General features: G+C 38.0%; 21 protein-coding genes. 15 read left to right on the top strand and 6 right to left on the bottom strand.

The window, feature by feature from the left end; translation table 11 throughout:
• The first annotated feature begins 10 nt into the window (after positions 1–10).
• Entirely contained in the window at positions 11–862 is an 852-nt protein-coding gene (locus IMO47_RS03265) for an EamA family transporter (protein WP_196077658.1), read from the top strand.
• Positions 863–1213: 351 nt separating this feature from the next.
• Here the strand turns inward: IMO47_RS03265 and IMO47_RS03260 are convergent, their stop codons facing one another.
• From IMO47_RS03260 to IMO47_RS03235, 6 genes are all read right to left on the bottom strand, one after another.
• Positions 1214–2158, bottom strand: coding sequence for a phosphatidate cytidylyltransferase (locus IMO47_RS03260; protein ID WP_196077657.1), 945 nt, complete (start codon positions 2156–2158; stop codon positions 1214–1216).
• Positions 2155–2895 carry a lysophospholipid acyltransferase family protein gene (locus IMO47_RS03255; protein ID WP_196077656.1) on the bottom strand — a complete coding sequence of 247 codons (741 nt, stop codon included), beginning with the start codon at positions 2893–2895 and terminating at the stop codon, positions 2155–2157. Before IMO47_RS03255 ends, IMO47_RS03260 begins: the two co-directional genes overlap by 4 nt.
• A gap of 330 nt (positions 2896–3225) precedes the next feature.
• Positions 3226–3654: a hypothetical protein gene (locus tag IMO47_RS03250; protein ID WP_196076433.1), complete on the bottom strand. Its 429-nt coding sequence runs from the start codon at positions 3652–3654 to the stop codon at positions 3226–3228.
• Positions 3651–5006 (bottom strand): phosphatase PAP2/dual specificity phosphatase family protein, encoded by a 1356-nt coding sequence (locus tag IMO47_RS03245; protein ID WP_196076432.1) that lies wholly within the window; start codon positions 5004–5006, stop codon positions 3651–3653. Before IMO47_RS03245 ends, IMO47_RS03250 begins: the two co-directional genes overlap by 4 nt.
• 78 nt (positions 5007–5084) lie before the next feature.
• Positions 5085–6833, bottom strand: coding sequence for a bifunctional alpha/beta hydrolase/class I SAM-dependent methyltransferase (locus IMO47_RS03240; RefSeq protein ID WP_196076431.1), 1749 nt, complete (start codon positions 6831–6833; stop codon positions 5085–5087).
• Positions 6834–6861: 28 nt separating this feature from the next.
• Entirely contained in the window at positions 6862–7497 is a 636-nt protein-coding gene (locus IMO47_RS03235; RefSeq protein WP_196076430.1) for a CDP-alcohol phosphatidyltransferase family protein, read from the bottom strand.
• A gap of 159 nt (positions 7498–7656) precedes the next feature.
• On the opposite strand from IMO47_RS03235, the gene ybaK reads away from it, so the two are divergent.
• The 14 genes from ybaK (at position 7657) to cobU (ending at position 24461) form a co-directional block, all read left to right on the top strand.
• Entirely contained in the window at positions 7657–8124 is a 468-nt protein-coding gene (ybaK, locus tag IMO47_RS03230; RefSeq protein WP_196076429.1) for a Cys-tRNA(Pro) deacylase, read from the top strand.
• A gap of 317 nt (positions 8125–8441) precedes the next feature.
• Positions 8442–8969: a DUF4189 domain-containing protein gene (locus IMO47_RS19540; protein WP_242052591.1), complete on the top strand. Its 528-nt coding sequence runs from the start codon at positions 8442–8444 to the stop codon at positions 8967–8969.
• Positions 8970–9146: 177 nt separating this feature from the next.
• On the top strand, positions 9147–9647 hold the full coding sequence (locus IMO47_RS03215; protein WP_196077797.1) for a hypothetical protein: 501 nt from the start codon (positions 9147–9149) through the stop codon (positions 9645–9647).
• A gap of 522 nt (positions 9648–10169) precedes the next feature.
• A complete protein-coding gene (locus tag IMO47_RS03210; protein ID WP_196077064.1) occupies positions 10170–11957 on the top strand; it encodes an IucA/IucC family protein in 1788 nt (595 codons plus the stop codon).
• Positions 11950–13419 carry a SidA/IucD/PvdA family monooxygenase gene (locus IMO47_RS03205; RefSeq protein WP_196077065.1) on the top strand — a complete coding sequence of 490 codons (1470 nt, stop codon included), beginning with the start codon at positions 11950–11952 and terminating at the stop codon, positions 13417–13419. Before IMO47_RS03210 ends, IMO47_RS03205 begins: the two co-directional genes overlap by 8 nt.
• Positions 13416–15257 (top strand): IucA/IucC family protein, encoded by a 1842-nt coding sequence (locus IMO47_RS03200; RefSeq protein WP_196077066.1) that lies wholly within the window; start codon positions 13416–13418, stop codon positions 15255–15257. The genes IMO47_RS03205 and IMO47_RS03200 overlap by 4 nt, the downstream gene beginning before the upstream one ends.
• A 54-nt stretch (positions 15258–15311) precedes the next feature.
• Complete coding sequence (locus IMO47_RS03195) at positions 15312–15965, top strand: GNAT family N-acetyltransferase (RefSeq protein ID WP_196077067.1); 654 nt, start codon at positions 15312–15314, stop codon at positions 15963–15965.
• Positions 15962–16342 carry a hypothetical protein gene (locus tag IMO47_RS03190; RefSeq protein WP_196077068.1) on the top strand — a complete coding sequence of 127 codons (381 nt, stop codon included), beginning with the start codon at positions 15962–15964 and terminating at the stop codon, positions 16340–16342. The genes IMO47_RS03195 and IMO47_RS03190 overlap by 4 nt, the downstream gene beginning before the upstream one ends.
• Positions 16330–17589 (top strand): MFS transporter, encoded by a 1260-nt coding sequence (locus IMO47_RS03185; protein WP_196077069.1) that lies wholly within the window; start codon positions 16330–16332, stop codon positions 17587–17589. Before IMO47_RS03190 ends, IMO47_RS03185 begins: the two co-directional genes overlap by 13 nt.
• Positions 17590–17592: 3 nt before the next feature.
• A complete protein-coding gene (locus tag IMO47_RS03180; protein WP_196077070.1) occupies positions 17593–19848 on the top strand; it encodes a TonB-dependent receptor in 2256 nt (751 codons plus the stop codon).
• A 118-nt stretch (positions 19849–19966) separates the two neighbouring features.
• Positions 19967–21217 (top strand): MFS transporter, encoded by a 1251-nt coding sequence (locus IMO47_RS03175; protein ID WP_196077087.1) that lies wholly within the window; start codon positions 19967–19969, stop codon positions 21215–21217.
• A gap of 345 nt (positions 21218–21562) precedes the next feature.
• Positions 21563–23158 (top strand): histidine-type phosphatase, encoded by a 1596-nt coding sequence (locus tag IMO47_RS03170; protein WP_196077071.1) that lies wholly within the window; start codon positions 21563–21565, stop codon positions 23156–23158.
• Between the two features lie 125 nt (positions 23159–23283).
• Positions 23284–23952 (top strand): 2'-5' RNA ligase family protein, encoded by a 669-nt coding sequence (locus IMO47_RS03165; protein ID WP_196077088.1) that lies wholly within the window; start codon positions 23284–23286, stop codon positions 23950–23952.
• The gene (gene cobU / locus IMO47_RS03160; RefSeq protein ID WP_196077072.1) at positions 23940–24461 is read left to right on the top strand and encodes a bifunctional adenosylcobinamide kinase/adenosylcobinamide-phosphate guanylyltransferase; all 522 of its coding nucleotides are present in this window, start codon (positions 23940–23942) and stop codon (positions 24459–24461) included. The genes IMO47_RS03165 and cobU overlap by 13 nt, the downstream gene beginning before the upstream one ends.
• Positions 24462–24469 lie beyond the last annotated feature (8 nt).

The following is a 24469-nucleotide window of genomic DNA, read 5'->3' as shown; positions in this document are numbered from 1 at the left end:
AAACCCAATTATGGAACTGATATTTTCAGCTGCTTTGTGTAGTGTATTGGTCTCAATGCTTTTAAAATTTACCAAGCAGAAAGGCTTTGATGCATTGCAGATGATTGCTTGGAATTATTTGGTTGCCAGTTTATTGAGTTACCTTTGGTTTAAGCCAGATTTGGTTCATATTTCAATTTCAAATACACCTTGGTGGCTGATTGTTGCACTGGGGACTGTATTACCCAGTATTTTCTTTTGTCTGTCGCAATCATTACACAGTGCAGGAATTCTGAGAACAGAAATTGCACAGCGTTTATCTGTTGTCCTATCGCTTCTGGCTGCATATTTTCTATTTCAAGAACAGTTTAACCAATTAAAAATGTTCGGTATTGGTCTTGGGATTTTTTCAGTTTTATGCATTGTACTTTCTCATTCAGAATCATCAAATCAGTCAGTCAATAAAAAGGGCATGCTGTATTTACTCAGTGTATGGGTAGGCTATGCCTTGGTTGATATTTTATTGAAATATACAACCAGTTTAGGTCTTCAATTTCCAGTCACATTAACGCTGGTATTTATTTGTTCTTTTGTCTTATCTATAGGCTATTTACTGCTACAGAAGACACAATGGAAAATCCAGAATGTATATACAGGATTGGCGTTAGGTGTTCTAAATTTTGCCAATATCGCACTCTATGTAAAAGCTCATCTTTTGCTGAAAGATTCTCCTGCGATTGTTTTTGCGGGCATGAATATTCTAGTGGTTTTGATGGGCGTAATCGCAGGCTTGGTTATTTTTAAAGAAAAACTCAAAATTGTTACAGCTTTAGGTTTGGTGTTGGGCTTGCTCGGTGTGATCTGTTTAGCTTTGGCGATTTAAGACTTCCTGAATCGGATTATATGTTTCGAGTGTAAAACTTGAGAATAAAAAAACTCAGCTTTATCTATACTGCATCACAATTCTGCCGCTCTTTTCTTTACTAAAGTTCGTAAAAAAAATTACTGAGTATAAGGAAATTTCCCCTGTTTCTGAAAGATGAGAGGCACTGCTTCGCAAGGTTTAGATTTTATAGACCTCTGGCATTGTTTGAGATTCGAGTAGGGATGGCTTTTGATTTAGAAGCTGTCGCATCAAGCACAAATGAGCAAAAACCTACTTTCGCAAAAGACCTAATATAAAATATTTGAACTTTTACTCTTCATTTTTTACAGATTAGCCGATGATGGCAGATTAACTCCACCAATATCTTAAAATATGGAAAAAGATCGGTGCTGAAAAACAAATAGAATCAATACGATCTAGCATACCACCATGACCATGAATCAATTGTCCCCAATCCTTAACACCACGATCACGTTTGATCGCAGACATAACCAAACCACCAAAGAAGCCAAAAATACACACCACAAGCCCAATAAATGCTGCCTGTAAATAACTAAACGGGGTCAGCCATGCCATAGCAACACCTAGAGCAGTGGCGAGGACGATACCGCCAAGCAAACCCTCTACAGTTTTAGAAGGAGATAAAACAGGGGCAACCTTGTGTTTGCCAAAAAGCTTTCCGCATACATACTGCAAAACATCTGATGCCTGCACAACCATAATCAACCAGATTGCCAGCCAAATTGGTTCACCCTTAAAACCATGTAGCTTTAAATTAAGTAGTGCAGGGACATGAGAGATACAGAAAACACAGACCATCAAACCCCATTGAATTTTAGAGCTGCGTTCAAGAAAATGCTTGGTGTCTTCTTGTTTTAAACTGGCAATCGGAATCAGTAAAAACACATACAGTGGAATAAAAATAGAATATAAGCCATACCAGTCGATAGCGATTAAATAGTATTGATATGGAATCACAAAATAAAAAGCAATCAACAGCGGAAAGTAATCACCACGCCGTGTCGGCAACAAACTGATAAACTCACGCAATGCAAAAAGCGAAATAATGCCAAATAAGATAATAAATGCAGTTTGACCAAGAAGAATTGCTGCACCAATGACAATTAACATCACCCACCAAGCATTGATTCGAGCATTTAAGTTATCAATGACTGGCGCAGGCTGATGTCCCGCTTTTTGTTTAAGAATAAATCCCACTGAGGAGGCAAAAACCAAAATGCCCGCAAAAATGCCAAATAAAAGATAGGTCTTATATAGATTATCAAGAATCATTGATTTTCAACCTCTTTTAATTGCAATAATTGTTTTTGGGCATAGTCAATAAAAGCGGTCTTATCCATCTCTAAATGTTGCTCTAAAGGGCAGCCAAAACATACTGTAGATAATAGAGGTAAAGGTATAAAAGAGCCTTTAGGCATGACACGTCTTAAGTTTGAAATCCAAACAGGTACAATTTCGATTTCGGGGAATTGCTTATGCAGGTTATATAAACCACTCTTAAATGGCAGTAATTCAACATCATCGTCCAGATTGCGTGTACCTTCAGGGAAGAAGATAATCGAATATCCTTGTGCGAGAGCATCTTTTACAGGCTGTAATGGATCTGAACCATCTTCTCGGTTACGTTGAATGGTGACTCCATTAAAAGTATCTTTTATCAAAAATTGGCGAAAACCATCTTTCAGCCAATAATCCGATGCAGCAACAGGTTTGGTCTTTCGACGCATTAATTTGGGAAGTGAAGACCACAATAAAATAAAGTCGATATGGCTGTTATGATTGGCATAGTAGATTCGTTGTTTCATTTCAGGCTGACAACCAATCCACAAACTGCGCGCACCTGTGATCAAGCGCGCACCACGACGGGTTAAAAATGCAATAAAACGAGCAATCGAACTAGATGCCAGATTTCCACGAGGTGGCTGTAAAGCCTGCATTTTGTTCTGCACAGGCGCATTATTCTCTATTTTTAAATCTTGTTGGGGACGCTGTTCAGGTAACTGATTCATTATTTAAGCCAATTGATATTAAATCATTTTTGTACTATTCATACGAATGATGAAATGATAAGAAAGTAAATCTCTACTTTTCAAAAGTACAAAATTATATTGAATTCAACGATATATTCATTATCGATTTTAAATTAACAGTTTTGAATAAAAAGTAAAAATCATTTATATCTAAATGTTAATTTATCATTTTTACTTTTTGAATCATAGCGTAATTTAAAGCAATTTATCGATCTTAGTCTTTCAAATATAGGCATTTTAGCCCCTAGCTTAGTTTGAGTTTTAATCTAAAAATTAACCATCAAAGATTGCTTAAACCAAGGAGCCAACTTAGATAATTCGATAAATTAAAATCACTAAAACCAGATATTGTATGAATAGGAGTGCAATTTGCAATTTGATCAATCGAAAACAACCTGCAAAACGCAGGGACCAATCACGACCTACTTTGTGCGCTGGGAGCAGTTTCATCTCCACTAAAGTTTGATCAAACTGTTGTGTAAGATTTTCAATCGTATCTGTTTGGGATTTTTTTGCAATCATTTCAATCAATTGAGCATCAAATTTGACTCTAAAAGAGAGATAATGATGTGCAGCCATCAGCAATAATGTAATGACAATGAATATCCAAAACTCAAACGATTGCCAACCTTTGAATAATATTGCAAAAACAGATAAAGCAAATGCCAGATAACCTGAACACATTAAACCAGCGCTTGCAGACAAAAGTTTAGCAACCACAAAGAAATTCATTTTCATGGTGCTAAACCTTTTAGTTTAAGCTGATAAATTTGCAGCTCTTCAATTTGAACAGCTTTAAGCACCACCCACGGACGTGCTTTACGAATAATTTCAATCACGTCTTCAACAGTTGCATCTTGATTTTGCTGCATTAACCAAGCAGCGAGTAAAGCACTACTTCTTGAATATCCCAGAGCACAACAGACAAGAATATTTTGTGACGGACTGTGATCAATGTTTATCAGTAACTGATTGAACCGATTCACTGCATAGTCAAGCTGATTGGCTTGTAAAGGAATCAAATCAAGGCTTGGATACTGTTGATACTCAGATTCACTGTTTAAGGGTAACTCTGCAACACAATCAAAAATTGCGGTATATTTTTGGCTGTCTTTTTGAGTGGGAATCCGCCCAATAAAGATTTTTCTGTTTTCCGAATCAATCACCAATGAATCTTCAGGATGTTTTTTAGTCCAAATTCGGCTATTGAGCCATGCAAAAATAAGGTATGGTGCAAGTAGAATCTGTGCAGCGACGGTCATTTTTCCATTGGTTTGTTTTTGGAAAAAGTGAGGCCGTACAAAACTATAGCTATGGGCAACGATAAATAAGCTGACGGCTGGATAAATCAGCCATAATCCCCAGGGTCTTAATTCATATGCCAAGATCAAGAAAATTACAGCTCCACACAGGTAATAACTGCCTAGTTTTAAATGTTTTGCTGTAAGCTGCTGTAAGCCATCTTTTCTGAATGGTGATTTAACCGTTATTGGAAATAACCACAAACACAAAGCTCCGACTAAAATCCCTGTAGGAAGGTCGATAAAATGATGCTGCCATGTGGTAAGGATAGACAGTCCGATCAACGCACTCCAAAAGTCCACCAAGTATTTCCATGAGCCTTGTACATGTCGACGATAAAAATCCCAAAGAATGACCATTAGAACAATATGCAAAGAAGGCGCTTGGTTAAAAGGTTTATCGAAGCCCATAAGAACATCAAACCAAAGACCGAAAAAACCATCCAAAGCAGGTCGTTCAAAGCTGAATTTTAATGGGAACAGTAAAAAGCAACTGATTGAAATCACTTGTGCTAAAAACAGTCTGAGAGCCTGTTGTTTGAGTTCAAACTTGTTCCAGCACAGTAGCAGGGATAGACCATAAAACAGGTCAATTGACCAGTAAGGCACAATAGTCCAAGGCCAGAGCGGAATATTTTTTTCCCAGTCAAAAACAATACTTGGAACATCCGTTAATGCAGATGCGTATTGATTTGCAAAGCCATAAGTGAGGAAAAAGAAAGGTGCAAAGAGAACCAAGCAAAGCAAGCCCCATTTCCAGGTTCCTGATTCTTTGATGAGTGTTGGCATACGACATCCATTATTATTTTAATCAGCATTGATGGCTGAATAAAATTACTATTCAGCCAAGAAATCTAATAACAGCTTTTATAGCTTTTGTGCGACTGAAACTGTAAATATTCCAAACTCATCAATACACTGATCAACCTTCTTAAAGCCGGCAGCTTCAACCAGCGCATCCATTTCTGCCTGTGAGCGCAAACGCATTACCCATGCATCACCTTCGCGATGTGAAGTAAGCGCACGAGCAATAAACTCTTGTTGTGGGTGCCAGATTTGACCTGTGTAAATTAGATAGCCATCTTTAAGTATCGCTTTACTTAGTCCATCAAGAGATTGTCGTAATAAATCATTGTCACTGAACAGTTCGTACAAACCAGATACCACGGCTAGAGAAGGCTTTGGTTTTACCGAAGCTAATGACGCTGCGTCAAAAGCATCTGCTTGAACAAATTCAGCGATATGACTTAATCCACGTTCTGCAATCATTTTCTGACCAGCATTTACATTGATGTCACTATAGTCACGTAACAAAATCGAATCAGGTTGTTTAGGCAATTGAGCAACCGCATCCAAAATATAGCGCCCGTGTCCAGATGCGATATCCATAATCCGGAGCGGCTTGCGTTTTTTAATCAGAATATCTGCATATTTTTGTAGTAAAGATTCAATATTCTGTTTGCGTACTCGAATACCACGCCAACCAATTGCATTCAGATATTGGCGATCAATGATTTTACCAATCGGGTTAGTGCTTTCAGTTTGATTGCGGTAGACAAAATCTAAAGTACTGCCTGAGTCATATCCTGTATCTTCACCAATTTTTAAACCTTGGGATAAATGGCTTCCAATTTTTAAGTTCTTTTTGGTCAATTCCCAAAATGCATTCTTTATTGATTTAGCGGGTAATGGGGAACTGAGATCTTCTGCAATCGCACAGCTTGAACCAATTTTATCGGCATTTAAAACATCTGGTGCCTGATATGCTGTTGCAAAGCATTGTTGAATAAATCGGTGTATTTTTTCGGTTGCAATATGTCTGTCTTTTTCACCCAATGTATCGTGGAAGAAACCATCTAAAATGTGTAATTCTTTTTTAGGATGTGGAAGTTTTTGATAAAACTCACGTTGTGGTTTTTGGAAAACGACGAAATCTGAACCTGAACATAAGACTTGGGTTGGTACAAAGATATTTTGTGAATCAGCAACGATACGTTTTGAAGCATCGTAAAGCCCGAGTAACATTCTTACTGAAATTGCTTTCGCAATTTTCGGATCCGTATCATAGCTTGATGCACGTTCTTCATCATGAGTGAGCATTTTGGCTTTGACATAACTTTGAATAAAGAAGTTACCGCGCAGCTTTTCCATAACTCTTAAGCTTGGTTCTGCAAAGGGTACATAAAGCTTGATGTCAAAAGCAGGTGAAGCCAAACACAGGGCACGGATTTTAGGTGCATAATCATGTACCCATGTGGCTGCAAGTACCGCACCAACACTTTGCGCTACAACGGCAATATTCTCAGGGTCAATTGCATAGTTCTGCTGAATATGTTGGACAAAATATTGAATATCTTTTACACAGGCAGAAAAGCTCGGGGCATCTCCACGCTCACCCGGAGAATCGCCATGACCACGGGCATCCCATGCAAAGAAATCAAAGTCTGATAGCTTAAGTTCGTCAACTAAATGCGCCATTCGGCCAGAATGTTCATGTCCACGATGAAATAGGATAATGGCTTTCTTGCTTTCAGAAGGTGTTTTTGTTGCCCAGTGTTGATAGAACAATACTGTGCCATCGTGACTGGTGAAGGTGTGGTGACTATTGTTATACATACCAATTTACCCTAAAGATGAAACTATTTTATGAAGCTGTTTTTAAACTATTTTTAATTCGGTTATAGATTGTTAAAGCAAGTAACACACCCATGAGGCTGAGTATGCCATTACAGATTAAACTGAGTAGTTGTAAATTTGTATTGAACAATGGAAAAACCATAATCAGCACTGTAATTAAGCTAAACCAAAATGCACGGTCACTTTTTCCCATCGGGCCATCGTAACGACGTTGTTGTCCAATCAATGGAGCCATTACGCCAGTGTATTCACTTAAAATAGCAAGAAAAGCCACCAATAACAGTAGTTTTGCATGGATAAAGCCAAATGCAATCAAGCAAACATAAAGTGCTGTATCTGCAACTACATCGCTTAATTCATTGTAAAAAGCACCTAAATTGGATTGTTGGTTAAACTCTCGTGCCAATATGCCATCAATTGCGTTAAATGCCATTCGAATCAGCATCCATAATGGAAACAGTAATAACCACCAATTCACAGGATGATTCAAATAATACACATATAAAAAAATGCTTAAACCCAATGAAATAAACATCGCAAAAAGTGTAACTTGATTTGCAGTAACACCGCGCTTGAAAAGCCATTGTACCAAAGGGCGCAATAAGTTTTGAAATGCTGGTTTTAATTGATAGATAGATGGCATTGTTCTATTAAAATGAAGTCTTTGAGATGATTTTAATCAGGTTGTTCAAGATTTTACAAGTGATAATTTTGAGCAATCAATGTTGAAAACGAATTTAAAATTTTTAACAATCGTCCTATAATTACAATATCTTTTTAATTTCCACCTCTTGTTGATCTTATGACACCAGCCTGTAAAGTTTTAAAATCAAATAAAATTGAATTTTCTATTCATGAATATGAACATGACATGAATGCAAAAAGCTTTGGTTTAGAAGCTGCAGAAAAATTGGGATTGGACGTGAAAGAAGTGTTTAAAACACTCATGGTAACGGATGACAAAAATTATTTCGTTGCAGTACTCCCTGTCAATCATCAACTGAATTTGAAGAAAGTGGCGAATGCTTTTGGCTGTAAAAAATTGCATATGGCAGATCCAAAAGATGCAGAACGTTTAACAGGTTACTTGGTTGGCGGTATTAGTCCGGTTGGTCAGAAAAAACGTTTAAAAACGGTTATTGATGAAAGTGCAGAGGCATTTGCAAAAATTTATGTAAGTGGCGGAAAACGAGGACTTGATATCGGACTTAATCCTCAGGATTTAGCACGTGTTTTAGGTGCAAATTTTGTTGATGTTTTGGATGAATAAGCAATCCTGAAAGAAGTTTTAGAATGTCACTCAAAAATATTTTTATTATTTTGTCAAAATTGCTTTATATATAAACAATCAATATGATTCTGCTGAATCATCAACGATTCCAACTTTTTCCAAAATGAAAAGTAAGTTTTTATATCTAATTATATTTCTTGTCAAAATAGAATAATTACAAAATAATTTACATGATTGTTGTAGCATAATAGCTTGGAAATAATTTTTGATTTATGATTGATCAGTGACAAATTGATAATATTCAAAAAGATGCATAAGTTTTATTTAACATTTCACTTCCCAAAGGAATAGATAAAGTGATCATAACCAAACATCAGATTTTAAAATTTCCTATTTTTATCAGTCTCTTAATTTTTTTAGGAATTTCCAATACTCATGCTGAAGGTAATTGTCCTTCGGGATATTATCCAGTTGGTGGGCAAGGTGTTCAAGGCTGTGCGCCGATTTCAGGTGGAGGCGGTGGAAATTATAATCAAAGTCCAGCACTGTATCCTATGGCTGAAAACTTATGGGGAGCAATTGCTGAAGAAAAAGGCAGGGAATTAAAGGGGCGTTCGGTTGGTTTTTCAAAAAACCATAGAGCTAAAGATGAGGCGCAAGCTGATGCATTAAAAGCATGTCAACAGCATGCTGTACAAAAGTGTGAGCTTACGCATACCTATAAAAATGGTTGCGTTGCCGTGGCGGATCCAATCAATGGCGGGCAAAAATCGGAAATAAAATATAATGTTTCAGAGGATAAGGCCAAGGATGCTGCACTATTGTTTTGCTCTTTAAGCAATCAGCAGTCATGTCGTATTGTTTATTCTGGATGTAGTTTGTAAATGCTATTGCCAAGATTGGACAAAGTGTTTGAATTTGATCTTTATAGTGAATTTAAATCTAGGATACTGCAATACAATACAATAAACATGATGAATGAAATCAAGACTATATTTACTTATGTAAAATTATGTATATAGTGGGTTATATTATATTACAAAACTCAACACATGATTTCGATGAATAATTTTTTTAAAATTTCCACACTGGTTTTTTCATTGTCAATAACTGGATGTGCAAGTATCATCTCAGGTTCAACTCAAACACTTTCTTTTAAAAGTGTTCCTGAAGCTAGTCAAATTAGTATAACCAACAGGAAAGGAGAAAAGGTACATATTGGACAAACCCCAGTCACAGTTACTCTAAACAAGAGTGCTGGGTATTTTAAAGGTGAAATCTACAATATAACATTTACAAAAGAAGGTTTTCAGCCTAAAACTATAGAAGTAAAAGCAAAAGTTAGCGGTTGGTATTTTGGTAATATTGTTTTTGGTGGGTTCGGGCTGATCGGAGTACTGATTGTGGATCCTGCTACAGGTGCAATGTATACATTAACGCCAAAAGATGTATCTGCTGTATTAGACCAAGAAGGTTTAGTTGCTACAGATAAAACACTTATCGTTAGACTTAAACAAGACATATCTCAAAGCATTATGGCTCGTGCTATTGAAATTAAATAATGTTTTCTATTTAAATTTTAACCTCCTTAAGGAGGTTTTTTTATGCAATACAATATTGAATATTATCTAAAACTACTGATTAAATTTATGTTAAAAATAGAACTATTTCTTAGATAAACATAAATTAAATTTTACACTAAAAACACCTTCCTAATTTCTATCCTGATAATTTTCTGTTTTTAAGCTAATTTGTGATATTAAGCACGAAATAACTTAAATAATGCAATTTAATGAAAATTTTCATGAAATCTCTCAATCCTAAATGAGAATATTATCATTTAATACCATTAAAAATTTTAAGATAGGGATGTTCAGAAAAAATACGATTTACGATAAAAATTCATAAAATCATCAAATTAACTATCCTAATACATGAAAAATACAAAATTGCATTCTTAAATGAGAATTATTAACATTAAGATCGATTTGTGCTGGGCATGACAGCATGATCCAAGAAAAAACATAAATTAAATTTAGAACTTTTTAGTGCAGTAAAAAGTCTTGTATAGAGGATATGGTCAGATGAAAGAGCTTGCCAGCCGATTGGCGATGCAGCACCTAATCAATGCATACTCACAAGAAACAGGCAGTGGAATTTTACTTGAAAAATATCAACAAAATTCTACTCAACTCACGTTTAGCCAAGGCTTGACGTTGTTAGTAATTCCTTTGGAATCAATTCAATCTCAATTATTTGTTCCATTGTCATATCGCAGTTTTGTTGGCAGACATAGAATCGCCAGACTTCCACAACTATTTATTAGAGGACAACTACAGCAGTTTAGTGCAATTGCGATGGTCAGCTTACTGTTGGAAGAGTTGGTACAAAACGCTTCGCAAACATTGGATTGCGCATCACTGGTGGAAAAGTGGATTCAAAGTCGAGATGCATTGCTTCAGTTTTTAACACATCGAGAGCCTGATTTTGATCGCTTGATTCAGGCAAAACAGGATTTCATTCAATCAGAACAAGCATTAATTCTAGGGCACAGCATGCATCCCGCACCTAAAAGTAGGTTGGGATTTATACATGAAGACTGGCGGAAATTTTCTCCTGAACATCAAGGTCAAACCCAGTTGTACTACTGGTTGGTTGCACCAGAATATGTCGCTGAAAGCAATGCTTCTTGTGAAGAGAACATCACATCACAACTCAAGCAAAAGATACAATGGTATTTAAATGAAGCTGAAATCACATTACTGAATACCTATTCAAGCTATAAGTTACTGCCTCTACATCCTTGGCAAGCGCGATATTTACAAAGTAAAGACTGGTACAAGGAGTTAACAGCCAAAAAAAAATTGATCGATTTTGGTGAAAAAGCTTGGCAGTTTTCAGCTACAACTTCAGTAAGAACTTTAGCCAGTTATGCCGCGCCGTGGATGGTCAAGCCGTCCTTGTCAGTAATGATTACCAATTCAATCCGCATCAATTTAGCCAAAGAGTGCCATCGTGGCGAAATGACCCATCGCTTGTGGCATGGGCCGATGGGGCAGTCGATTGTTGAACATTGTCCTACGCTTAAAGCGGTTAACGATCCGGCATGGACTGCGTTGAAGCTGGGAGAAAGTATTGTCAATGAAACCATCTGTATTTTCAGAGATCAACCTTTTGACAAAAAGCAGCAGGTCACCTGTATTGCATCTTTATGTCAGGATCATCCTGAAAAGGATTTAAATCGTTTTGATCATTTGTTTGAAGAAATTGCTCAAGCTGAACCTCAGCACAATATTGAACAAATTGCATTAAATTGGTTCAAGCAGTTCTTGGAAATCAGTTTAGTGCCCATGATGTATCTCTATCATCGTTACGGCATGGCATTTGAATCACATCAACAGAATGTCTTGGTTGAGTTGGAAAATGCCTATCCTAAAAATTTATGGTTAAGAGACAATCAGGGGTTTTACTATATCGAAGAATATGCGACTGAAATATTAAAAGAATTTCCTGAGCTTGATGAAAAAGCACATGCTGTTGGACCGAAGTCTTTTGTAGATGAACGGTTTAGCTACTATTTCTTTGGCAATACTATTTTCGGCATTATCAATGCAATCGGTGCAACAGGCAGTATTTCTGAGCAAAGACTCATTCATGTGCTGCAGGATAAATTATCTGACTTGCTCAAACAATATCCTGAAAGTACTTTACTGCACGCTTTGTTATATCAGCCAACGTTGCCTTATAAAGGTAATTTACTGACGCGTTTATATGAATTGGATGAGCTGATCGCTCCCGTTGAACAGCAATCAGTGTATGTCCAATTGCCCAATCCTCTATGTCTTAAACAGAAGGATGCCATCTATGCTTGATTTTATTGCTGTTGGCTTAGGTCCGTTTAATTTAAGTCTGGCCAGCCTGTTACATAAAAAATCTGATTTGCAATATCTCTTTTTCGAAAAAAAGCAGCAGTTTGATTGGCATGCGGGGATGCAGTTACCGAATACCTTGTTGCAGGTTCCATTTATGGCAGATTTGGTCTCCATGGTAGATCCAACCAGTCCATTTAGTTTTCTCAATTATTTAAAAGATCAACAACGCTTATACAAGTTTTATTTTCTTGAACAGCCCCATATTCCACGTAAGGAATATAACGATTATTGTCAATGGGTGGCGGATCAACTTGAGTGTATTCAGTATTTGTCGACAGTGACGGATATTATTCCTAAAAGCTATGGCTTTGAGGTGTCTGTGCATCAAGATGGTATTCAACAACGTTACAATTGTCGAAATCTTGTATTGGGGGCTGGTAACGCTCCTTATGTACCGCAATGTATGCGCAAGTTCATGCATGAGCACCCTGAACGCTGCAAGCATTCAGCAGACTATCTTGAGCATTCAAAACAAGATTTACAAGGCAATGTGGTGGTTCTAGGTTCTGGGCAGTCAGCAGCTGAAATCTTTTTGGATTTATTTGATCGTCAGTACCGATTCGATCAAGTGTCTAAACCTCAGTTCAACCTAAACTGGTTGACACGTGCCAATGGCTTTTTCCCGATGGAATATACGCCTTTGGGTTTAGAGCATTTCAGTCCAGATTATATTCAGCATTTTTATAAATTTGATGTTTTAAATAAGGATTTGCAATTAGGAAAACAGGCATATCTCTATAAAGGTATTAGTGCCCAGACCATTCGAGAAATCTATAAAAAACTTTACCATCGAAATATTGCCAATCAACAGCTGGCGACACATTTACATAGTCAGTCTAATTTAATAGATGCAGCATTGACATCTGAGGGGAAAATCAAACTGATTTTTCAGGATCGTGTTGGCTTAAATCATTTCAGCATTGACAGTGATTATGTCGTTTGTGCGACAGGTTATATGAGTCCAGAGTTTGAGTTCCTCAAACATATTAAACCGCTGATCCAGACCAATGCACAAGGACATTGGGATATCACTATAGACTATCGTAGTGCATATACAGGTGTAGGCGAAATCTATGTACAAAATATGGAAATGCACAGTCACGGTGTCGGTACACCAGACTTGGGCTTGGGGGCATATCGTGCAGCAACGATTGCCAATCAGCTATGCGGTTATGCCTTGTATGATCTTCCTGAGCAATCGCAATGTTTTCAACATTTTGATCCTTTCCACAATCCACAGGTTCAAGTGATTCCAAAAAATCCAGCGATACAGTCTTACAGACCGACTAAAGAGATTGAGCATTCGGCAAAAAACCTGAAAACCTCATCAGCAACTTTACCGCAATGTGCGCAGCATAAACAAAACCAACAACGATATTCAAATATTGAGAAAAGCATATGAATTTTGCCCAATTAAAAATTAACCAGAAGCAGTGGCGTAGTGCAGGACAGCGCCTGATCGAAATGGCAATTGCTGAATTTTTATATGAGGAAATTATTCAGGCAGACCACATGGGAGGCAATTTATTCCAGATCACTCTGGATGATCAGTGCTATCAGTTTAATGGCAGACAATATCTACTGGGACATTGGTGGATTGAAGAAGGTTCTGTCCGCAATGTAAATCAAGACGCCATTGAAGTTGCTTGGAATTTACACCAATTCATAGCAGCATTTTCAAATCAAGCCCAAGTAAAACCCTTTACCAAAGCCTATTTGATCAAAGAAATGAATAATACCTGGCTTGCAGAAGCGCATGTCTTTGATGAAAACCGCTTAACGAGCTCAGCTGTATTGACTGAACCACACTATAGCATTGAAGGTATGTTACGTGGACATCCATGGCTCATCATGAGTAAGGGACGTATGGGATTCGGTTATGATGACTATCTCAGTGCAGCCCCCGAAATTTCACCCAGAGTAAAACTACTTTGGTTGGCTGTACATGCTGATTTGGCGGAGTTTCGTTCCACCAATGAATGGCAAGCAATAGATCTATATCGGCATGAATTTGATGCTGAGGAACTTGATCGCTTCCGTGAAAAAATGCATAGCCTGAATTTAAATGCCGAAGACTATTTTTTAATTCCTGTGCATGCTTGGCAATGGCATCAATGGATTGTACCGACTTATAGCAATGAAATTGTCCATCAACGAATTGTAGAGCTTGATATTGGCCAAGATGATTATGTCCCAATGCAGTCCATTCGGACATTATGCAATACATCAAACACACAACGTCATTACATTAAACTGCCAGTGAGTATTTTTAATACAGCAGTTTACCGAGGTTTGCCGTCGAAACGAAACCTTGCAGCACCTGCAGTTACAGCTTGGCTAAAAAAATTGCTCGATGAAGATACAGATTTACAAAATACTGGTGTGGTGTTTCTCGGTGAAGTCGCAACATTGACCATACAGCAGCCTTGTTATGATCAAATCGAAGGTGCACCTTATCAATTCAAGGAATTATTTGGTTGCCTGTGGCGAGAAAGTATAGATCCTTTTGTCGAAGATCATCAGCAAGTGCTATCTCAAGCTGCGTTATTACATCGAGATATTCACGGTAAATCTATTCTTGAGGTGCTGATTCAAGCCTCGGGATTGACAGCATTGGCGTGGTTAAAGCAATTTGCCGTTGTAAGTTTAACGCCCTTACTGATTTGTTTGTATAAATATGGTCTAGCGTTTTCCCCACATGGTGAAAATACCATGCTGATCCATGAAAATGGTAGACCTCAAGCAATGGTATTAAAAGACTTTATTGATGATATCAACCTAGTGGATGAAGATTTCCCAGAACTGTCCGGACTGCCAGAAGAAGGAAAAATATTACTTCGCCATTCAGCCTTGGAACTCAGTCACTTTATTTTTACAGGCTTATTCATGGTGCATTACCGTTATATCTGTAATGTATTTTTACAGGACTTCCCCGCGCATAGCGAAGTGGAATTTTGGCAAACAATTTCGGATGTGATTGCTGAGTTTCATCAAAAGCATCCTGAACTATCGGCACGTATTGACAAATTTGCAATGTTTAGAAGCCAGTACGACAAGATCTGTCTAAACCGCGTGCGTCTGTTTACCACCAGCTATAACGATGAAGCTGAACGTCCTGTTCCTGTTTTTTTGGATTTGATCGCAAATCCTGTCAGTCCAACCACATTGCAGCAGTGGGCGGAACAACAGTTGCAACAACAGCATTTCACTCAAAAGCATTCAGCTAGCCTGTCTGCATAGTATCCAAATTGAATCTTAAATATTGAAGCAATACATTTTATCAAGGTGACATCAATGAAAACATTATCACAGCAATTACCAGATTTTTATGAGTATTATGAAAATGGGACACAGTTTTACCTGCGCCAGGTGCAATATCCTGATGATATGGCACTGTTACACAAGTGGATGCATGAACCCCATGTCATTCCGCAGTGGCAATTGAATAAGTCTGAATTGGAACTCAAGGTGTATTTTGAAAAGCAACTGGCTGACGACCATCATCGTTTGTTAATCGTCGGTGTAGACGGACAAGATGTAGGTTATAGCGAAATTTATGAAGGAAAACGTGATAGATTGGGGCGTTATTATAAGGGACATGAATTAGATTTAGGTTGGCATCTGCTTTTTGGTGAAAAATCAGCATTTGGTAAAGGTTATCTGAGAGCAGTGATGCGTTTGTTGAGCTTTTATATCTTTGAAAATGCAGCCTCATTGAAAATCGTGGGTGAACCTGACTCTAAAGTCAAACCTTATGCAGCAGTAGTAGAAGACATGTGCTATGAAGCTCAGGGTATAATTCCAATGCCTGAGAAAGATGCCATGCTGTATTATTGTTTTAGAGAGACCTTTTATCAAAAATTTGGGGATTATTTAACGCAGTCTCAGCAGTATCTTGCGCAAAAGAAATTTCCAAACCAAACAGAGCGAGTTGAACCCTCCATATGAGTTACCAGTCTACACATATTCAAATTATGGATATGACGTTTTCAAAAGATGTATCAATTGCCGAGTTTGAGCAGTGGCTCACTGAAGTTGAAAACTTTTTGCATCATCAACAGAATTTTGCACTGGTGATGCAAAGTCTAGATGGTACGACTTTCCCAGAGGAATATCGCCAAGTTCAAGCGGCTTGGTATAAAAAAAACAAAGTCAATTTTTTTAAATATTGTGTGGGCTTGGTGAGGATTGCGTTGGATGATGCAGATCAACAACGCTTGAATTCACCCGCTTTACATGTGGCTTGGCGCGTTCCTTATTATGTTACGTTGGATCGTTGTGATGCTCTGCAGTGGGCGGTGCAGAGGTGGATATGCAGAACATAAAGAATTCAAAACCTACAGCAATGACGCAGCAGATTTCAGTATTGAGTTTGAGTGTTGTAATTGTTCTGTATCTGGCTCACGCTTTGCCTTTGTATTTTTACAATGTGGCACTGCCTGCAATTTTAAGGCATCAAGGGGTAGATCTACGTTGGATTGGAATGTTGTCGCTGTTATATATTCCATGGGCGTTTAAGTTTTTTTGGGCACCGTTGATTGATCGAATATATGTTCAAAAATTAGGTAAACGGAAAACATGGTTGCTGTTTACGCAAATTGCTTTGGTGCTTGGGGTATTGGCACTGGCATTTACCCAGTTTTCATACGGCTTGGCTGTATTTGTAGTAATTGGACTCTGGATTTCAACTTTTGCTGCGACCCAAGATATTGCCATTGATGGATATACTGTAGAAGCGTTCTCGGAACAGGATTATCGTTTTGGCAGTATGGCACAAAGTATTGGTGTTGCCATCGGTAGTATGATTGGTGGCGCTGCGACATTATGGATCTATCAATATTATGGCTGGCAAACTGCATTAACGTGTTTAGCGGTCATGACCGCTTTAACCATGCTGGCTGTATTTCAGATCAAAGAAAAACCGAAAGACCATATTGCGCAGAATCCGCCAAGCCTGATTCGCGCATTTAAACGACCAGAAATTCGTTGGGCTTTATTGTTGATTGTCTGCTATCGCTTTGTCGAAGCACCTGCAATGGCAATGCTTAACCCAATGCTCATCGATCAACACTGGTCGTTGTCACAGATTGGTGTACTGATGTCTGTAGTGGGGGCTGGGGTAGGCTTATTGGCTGCAGTTTCAGCTGCAGTTTTACTCAAAAAAATAAAGGCAACACAATTGCTGATTTGGGCAGGATGGCTCAGAACTTTAATTTACGGATTATTAGGACTTGCTATTTTACTCGGTTGGTTAAACCAGTGGCATTTATTACTGGGGCTTTTTGTCCTTGCTTTTCTGGCAATTCGTTATATAGCAATGACTTCGCTTTATGCATATTTCATGCAAAACAGTTCAAAAGAACAAGCAGGAACTGATTTTACAATTCTGGTGTGTTTTGAATTGTTGGTCTATTTCATTGGTGGGGCAGGCTCAGGTTTTCTGGCCAAATCATTAGGCTATGGCAATTTTTATATTGTACTGGCCTTTGCATCTGTAATGAGTGTAATTTTATCGCATCTCATTATTTCAAAATCGCAAATAAATCCAAAATCAAAGATTACGGAAGGATAACATATGAGAAAAAAATCGATACACATTCCCTTGACCTGTTTAAGTCTGGCCATATGTACTCAACTTTATGCACAAGAGCCTGCGAATAATAATGACGATACCGTATCAGAAGTGAAAAGCTTGGCACCTATCGTTGTTACCGCAACACGTTCTGCAAAAAGTATTTCCGAAATCGCTGGAACAGTGTACAGCATTGATCATGCTGAGATCGAAAAACAGGCAAATGCGGGTAAAAGTACCGCGGATATTTTAGGTTTGTTGGTACCTTCTTTAACGCCGAATACAGGTACAACATCAAACTACGGTATGACGATGCGTGGTCGGGTAGTGCAATACATGATTGATGGCGTCCCTCAAACTGGTTATCGGGATGGTTCACGACAACTCAATAGCATTAGTCCATCTATGATTGAGCGAATTGAGGTTGTTTCAGGTGCAAGCAGTATTTATGGTTCCGGCGCAACAGGTGGGATCATTAATATCATCACCAAAAATGGTGGTGAAGCACCTTTAAGTTTTGAAACCAAAGTCGGTGTCACTTCTGGCAATAATTTTAAAAGTGATGCAATGGCTTATGAAGCCTCACAAAGTATTTCATTCAATCAGGATGCTTTAAAGGGAACACTGGGTATCGGCTATGCTAAACGTGGAGAAATTCAAGACAGTCATGGGGATCGAGTCGGACCTGAAGTTGCACAGACAGATCGCCAAGATACCGAAACCTTCGATGTGAATGGACGTTTGACATGGAAAATTGCAGATGGTCAAAGTCTCAGTTTTGGTGGTCAATATTACAATGATGAACAAGACAGTGATTATGGTCCAGACTATGGTCCCGGGCTTGCGGTCTTATTTGGTGCGAAACCAAGCCAAAAAGCCGTGAAAGGCTTACTGCTCGACGATCAGCCAAGAACCAAACGCTATAGTTTTAATACCCAATATCAAAATGATGACTTCTTTACACAGATATTAAATGCGGAAGCCTACTATCGTAATGAGAAAGCCCGTTGGTATCCGGCAGTGAATCCTATTGCTCATACAGCATTGCCAGCGCCAGGCAGCACGTATTTAGTCTATCAATCTGATACTGATATTGATGTGTGGGGGGCTCGACTTGCTTTACAAAAGGATTTTAATTTACAAGGTCGTAAGCTGGGGCTGACCTATGGCGTAGATTATGAAAATGAGCAAGATCTTCAGGATATGCAACGTTATGATTTAGCGACTTTTATGGCGAGTAATGGTTTATCCTTTAAACCGCTTAAGCGCTATCAATTCGGTCCTGATGTAGAAACCAGTAAATTAGGCTTTTTTGCACAAAGTCAATTGGACATCAGCGATCGTATTGATATACAGGCAGGCGTACGTTATGAACGTGTTGAGAGTGATGTAGATGCTTCAACACCTTATACTGAAGCAGTTGTGGCTGATCTTGTTCCAACATATCAGGCGAAGACCTTAAATGGTGGTACGGTCAAACATGATGCAACCCTGTTTAATATTGGTGCTGTCTATCATCTGACCGATGCGCAACAGGTTTTTGCCAATTTCTCACAAGGTTCAAATTTACCAGACATCCAACGTATGCTACGTGATGTACCCGCTAACTTTGTGGTGAATAGCCAGACAATTGATCCAATTAAAGTCAATAACTATGAATTGGGGTGGAGAATTCAAAGCGCTAAAGGCTTAAATGCTGGTATTACTGCGTTTTACAATGACTCAGACAAGAGTTTGAAATTTGGACCACCGAATTATGCTATAGAGGTAATTGATACAGACGAACGTGTGTATGGTGCTGAAGCCAATCTCTCTTATCCAGTTTCATCGAATTGGACTGTCGGCGGAACAGCAGCCTATACCACAGGGCAATATAAGAATACTCAAGGCAAATGGCAGGAATTGGATGCCATTCGCATTGCCCCATTAAAAGGAACAGTCTATTCAGATTGGCAGTTTGATGATGGAATTGGTGTACGTATCCAAGCTTTAGCAATAGGTGGCACAGACAAAGCGCGGCAAGATGCGATTGAAAGTGGTTCAACACGCCCACCAGCTGAAATTAAAGGATTTACCACAATGGATGTGATTACCAATGCCAAAGTTGGACCAGGAACACTTGGGTTTGGTGTTTATAATGTCTGGAATACAGATTATAAATCGGTCTATAGTCAAGCTGTATCATCTGTGTATGGCGCACTATCAAGCTTACCGGCACAAGGACGTACCTACGGTTTGAGTTATACTTTAAAGTATTGATGGATAAACCAAGCCTCTTACGCATTATAAGAGGCTTTTTTATTGAATATGCATAGAAATGCGTCTCAGTCTCAAAAAATCTAATCTCAGTACATTGGGCTATTTGAATAAGGTCAATATGAATAAAAATAATACGATTCTGTTGTTGGCAAGTTTGGCGAATGGCATGAGTTTTTCGATGATTTTACCCTTACTTGCACCTCTGATTCGACAGCTCAAAATGTCAGAACTTCAGGCAGGCTTATTGGTGTCCGCAAGTGCCTTATTAATGAGTTTAACGGCAATGTGGATCTCTAAAAAAACCAAATTACAGAAAGAGTATGGTTTACTCAGTCTTGGTTTTATTGGGATGACCATCACTTGGGGACTATTTTCAGGTGTACTCAGTTATGGGCTGAGCTATGCAATACCGATGGGGCTGTTATTTACTTTACTGTTATTGAGTCGTAGCAGTACAGGTATTTTTATGGCAATGCCGCAGATTGCTTTACAAAGTTATGTGATGACACGCTATGCGGAAGAAAAACAACGTAGTCAAATGATGGCAAAATTTGGTGCATTCAATAGCTTGGGTTTAATTTTAGGACCATTCCTAACCACATTATTGATCGTTTATGGGATATTGCTTCCCATGTGGCTGGCTGTGGCGATTCTGGCAATTTTGAGTATATTGATCGTATGTTTTTATCAAAAAAATAACCACATTTCAGTCGAGCATCCACAAAAATCATTTCAAGACCATACAGATTCAGCCTGCGAACAACTTGATCTCAATGATCAGCCTCGAGCAAAGATTAACAATAAGCATAAATTAAACAATGCCTTGGTATGGCTGATTTTAGGATTTAGTTTATATATTGCGATTGTTACCCTTAATCTAACGGCTGGTTTCTATATTCAAGACAAATTCAAATTTAGTATCGAACAAAGTGCGCTGTATTTTTCCCAATGCTCATTAATTGTTGGCATTGCACTGGTTAGCATGCAGGTGGCAATTTCTAAATGGTTGAAATGGTCATTACAACGCCTTTTATTGGTTGGATTATCAGCAATGCTGATCGGGTTGCTGATGTCGATCTATACCCAACAGATTATTGTCTTTCAGCTTGCTTATATTTTTTATGGAATCGCCGTAGCGTGTTTAATGCCTGCATTTACTACAGGTGCTTCACAATCCGTGCCACTGGCAGAGCAAACAAAAATAGCAGCCTTATGCACGATGGTGCAGGCGTTGAGTTTAGTGATTGCACCTTTAATGAGTACAGCACTGTATCAATTCAATATTATTTTCCCATATTATTTATTGATTGGCATTTTTGCACTGTTCTTATTTTATTTTATTGTTTTTAAATGCAATGCAGAGAAATAATGTCAATTAAGGTTATTCATTTAATAGTAATCAAGTGACAAAATTTCTTTTACTTTTCCATCAGTCAATTTTAGCTGAAATTGCAGTCGCATTTGGCGGTAGGGATGCTGCCTTTGGTCCTTGAGGATATGGATTCCGCTTTGACAGAGATAGCGCTTTTTACTACTTTTTGTCCGTGAAAATTACGGTGCCGCCTGTACAAATCAATTGAAACTCTTCACAAAATAACGTACTTAAACATGATTATACAAGTTTTCAAGAATGATGAAATTTCTTTAAAGTCATACCAATGTCATATTATTGAACTAGTTTCTTCGGCATTTAGTCCAATTTGACACTGTGCTGATGAAAAATTTAAAAATTAAACACTCTATATTTATATGTTTGAGTTCTGGTTTATTCCTGACTGCCTGTAATGATGATACGGACAATAAGAACTCTGCTACACCACCACAAACAGCTACATCTCTATATTTGCAGACCAAACAACCTTATTTACCACAACAGAAATTAAGCACTTATGAGGCTCAACCTGCTGGCTATCAGGCAGTTTTTACTGAACTTGTTGCACGACATGGTTCACGTGGTTTATCGAGTATTAAATATGATCTAGCACTTTACAACATGTGGCTAAAAGCCAAACAAGAAAATGCTTTAACGCCATTAGGTGAAAAACTCGGTGCTGATCTGGAAGCAATGATGAAAGCCAATATTTTATTGGGTTATAGGGTCGAAGGTATCCGCCAATACGGATATGGCAATGAATCATCGATAGGGATTAAAGAACATCGTGGAATTGCAGATCGACTGTTAAAGCGTTTACCTGACTTGTTTATTCAAGCCAATCAACAGGGTAAAAGCATTCAAATTGTCAGTTCAGGCGTGGATCGCGCCGTAGACAGTGCTAAATTTTTTACCCATGAATTGTTAAAACAGCAACCGAACTTAAAGGATTCGATTACACCCGCAAGTTATCAAAGCTTGAGCAGTGGATCTGTACCCAGTATTGCTGATGGTGGTGTAAGTCGCTTTAACTTATATTTTCACAGCTTGAATACACAGGATGATCTTAGCAACATCAAAACGGATGTAGAAAAGCAAGTCTATGATGCAAGCCTGAAATATCAAGATTTTGAAGAAAATGATCTAAGTTTAAAACAAAAGCTTAAAGAATTGAGTGTCGACAATAATGCTCAAAAAATTGCATCAACGGTGTTAACGCCTATTTTTAAAGCAGCGTTTATTCAAAAAATAGGTCAAAGCGGTTATACCTTTAGCAATACAGGGTCGTTTACTGTGACCAGTCCTCAAGGTGAGCAAATCACTGAAAAAGGTAAAGGCAAAAATACCATTGCAAGTGCAGTGGATGCCGCGGCTTATTTATATGAGTTATATTCAATTACAGGTGGCATGCAAGACGAGTTAGGCGCTACAGATTTTAACAAATATATGCCAATCGATGCCGCCAAATTTTATGCCCAATATAACGATGCCGGTGATTTCTATAGTAAAGGACCAAGTTTTGATGCCGGTAAAGCGATTACCACCGATATTGCACGGTCACTTAAACAAGATTTATTTAAACAAGTCGATGATGTGATCAATAAGCGTCAAAAGAATATTGCCGTGCTCCGTTTTGCACATGCTGAAATTATTATTCCTTTAGCCACCAGTCTAGAGCTAAAAGGCATGATGCAATCTGTGCCATTTTCACAGACCTTTAATTACGATAACAGCACATGGCGCGGTGAAGTTATTTCCCCAATGGCTGCAAACATACAGTGGGATATTTACCAAAACTCACAAGGTCGAACCTTATTGAAAATGTTATACAATGAGAAAGAGACCAGTTTTAAAAAAGACTGTGATTATGCGCGTTATAAAGTCAACAGTTACTACTATGATTATTCAAAGCTTAAACAATGCTATAATATTCAATAAATTGCTTTTTTGATGCAAGGGAGATACAGGTCTCCCTTTAATTGAACAACACTCATGCAATTTAGTAATTAAATCAGTTCATTCCATGCTTTAATAGAACAATTAAAATGAATGTGAATTTGACTGTGTTTTTACATTCCCAAAGCTTAACGATAGCAACACAAAAGCATGATTATCCTGAGTGGCATAAAGGGAGGAAAGATTATGCTTTGTGGTATATTGAAATTAATCATCCGGAATTGCTCAATTACCTAAATGAATTAAGACGGCAATTTTCAAAGTTTTTATTTCAACCTAATACGCGACAGTTTCATATCACATTATATGTTTGTGGTTTTTTAACAGATCTATCTCCGCAATTTAATGATGATTTTCAACTCAAACAATTAAAACAGCAACTACAGGATTTAAAGAAAAGCAATATTCAAGCATTTCAACTCAAGACAGGCAAGATAAACAGTTTCAGCAGCGCTTTATTTGTTGATATTGAAGATGATCAAAATAGCCTAAGTAATATAAGAACGATTTTATCCAGTTCTACCCGTGAAATTGCACCGACAAATTATTGTCCACACATTACGCTAGGTCTTTACAATGCAGAATTTCCTTCACAACAAATTTTAGAAGAGATTGAAATGACACAGCAACAACAGTTTGAAATCACGGTAGATCAACTGCATTTTGGTTTTTATAAAGCAAAACATCTACAGGGTAAATTATTTGATTTAGACTATTATTCAATCAATTCAGATACTAAAAATGCATCTTTGGAGCAGAATACATGCTGCAATTAATTTTGGGTGGAGCACGTTCTGGAAAAAGTAAACTTGCGGAACAGATTGCAAAAGAAACGTCGTTAAATGTGATTTATATTGCCACAGCACAAGCTTGGGATGAAGAAATGCAACTGCGTATTGCCCATCACCAGTCGCAACGACCAAGTGAATGGCAATTGATTGAAGAAACATATTATCTTGCCGATACATTGAAAAAAAATGATCAAGAAGGACAGTTGATTCTGGTTGATTGTTTAACATTGTGGATGAGTAATTTACTAATACATGATGATCAAAATCTACAGATTCAGGAATGTCAAAAGCTATTACAAGTTCTGCCTAAACTGCAGTCTCAGGTGATATTGGTAAGCAATGAAACCGGACTTGGAGTTGTTCCTATGGGAGAAATCACTCGCAAATTCGTCGATGAATCGGGGCGTTTACATCAACAGCTGGGACAACTCGCCGATAGAGTTGTGTTTTGTATTGCTGGTTTCCCGATGGTTTTAAAAGGTGAAAGTCTATGATTTATATT

The sequence above is a fragment of the Acinetobacter sp. Res13-Abat-PEC15-P4-01 genome (assembly GCF_015676285.1).
Classification (GTDB): Bacteria; Pseudomonadota; Gammaproteobacteria; order Pseudomonadales; family Moraxellaceae; genus Acinetobacter; species Acinetobacter nematophilus.
This window is presented reverse-complemented; position numbering and strand designations above follow the sequence as displayed.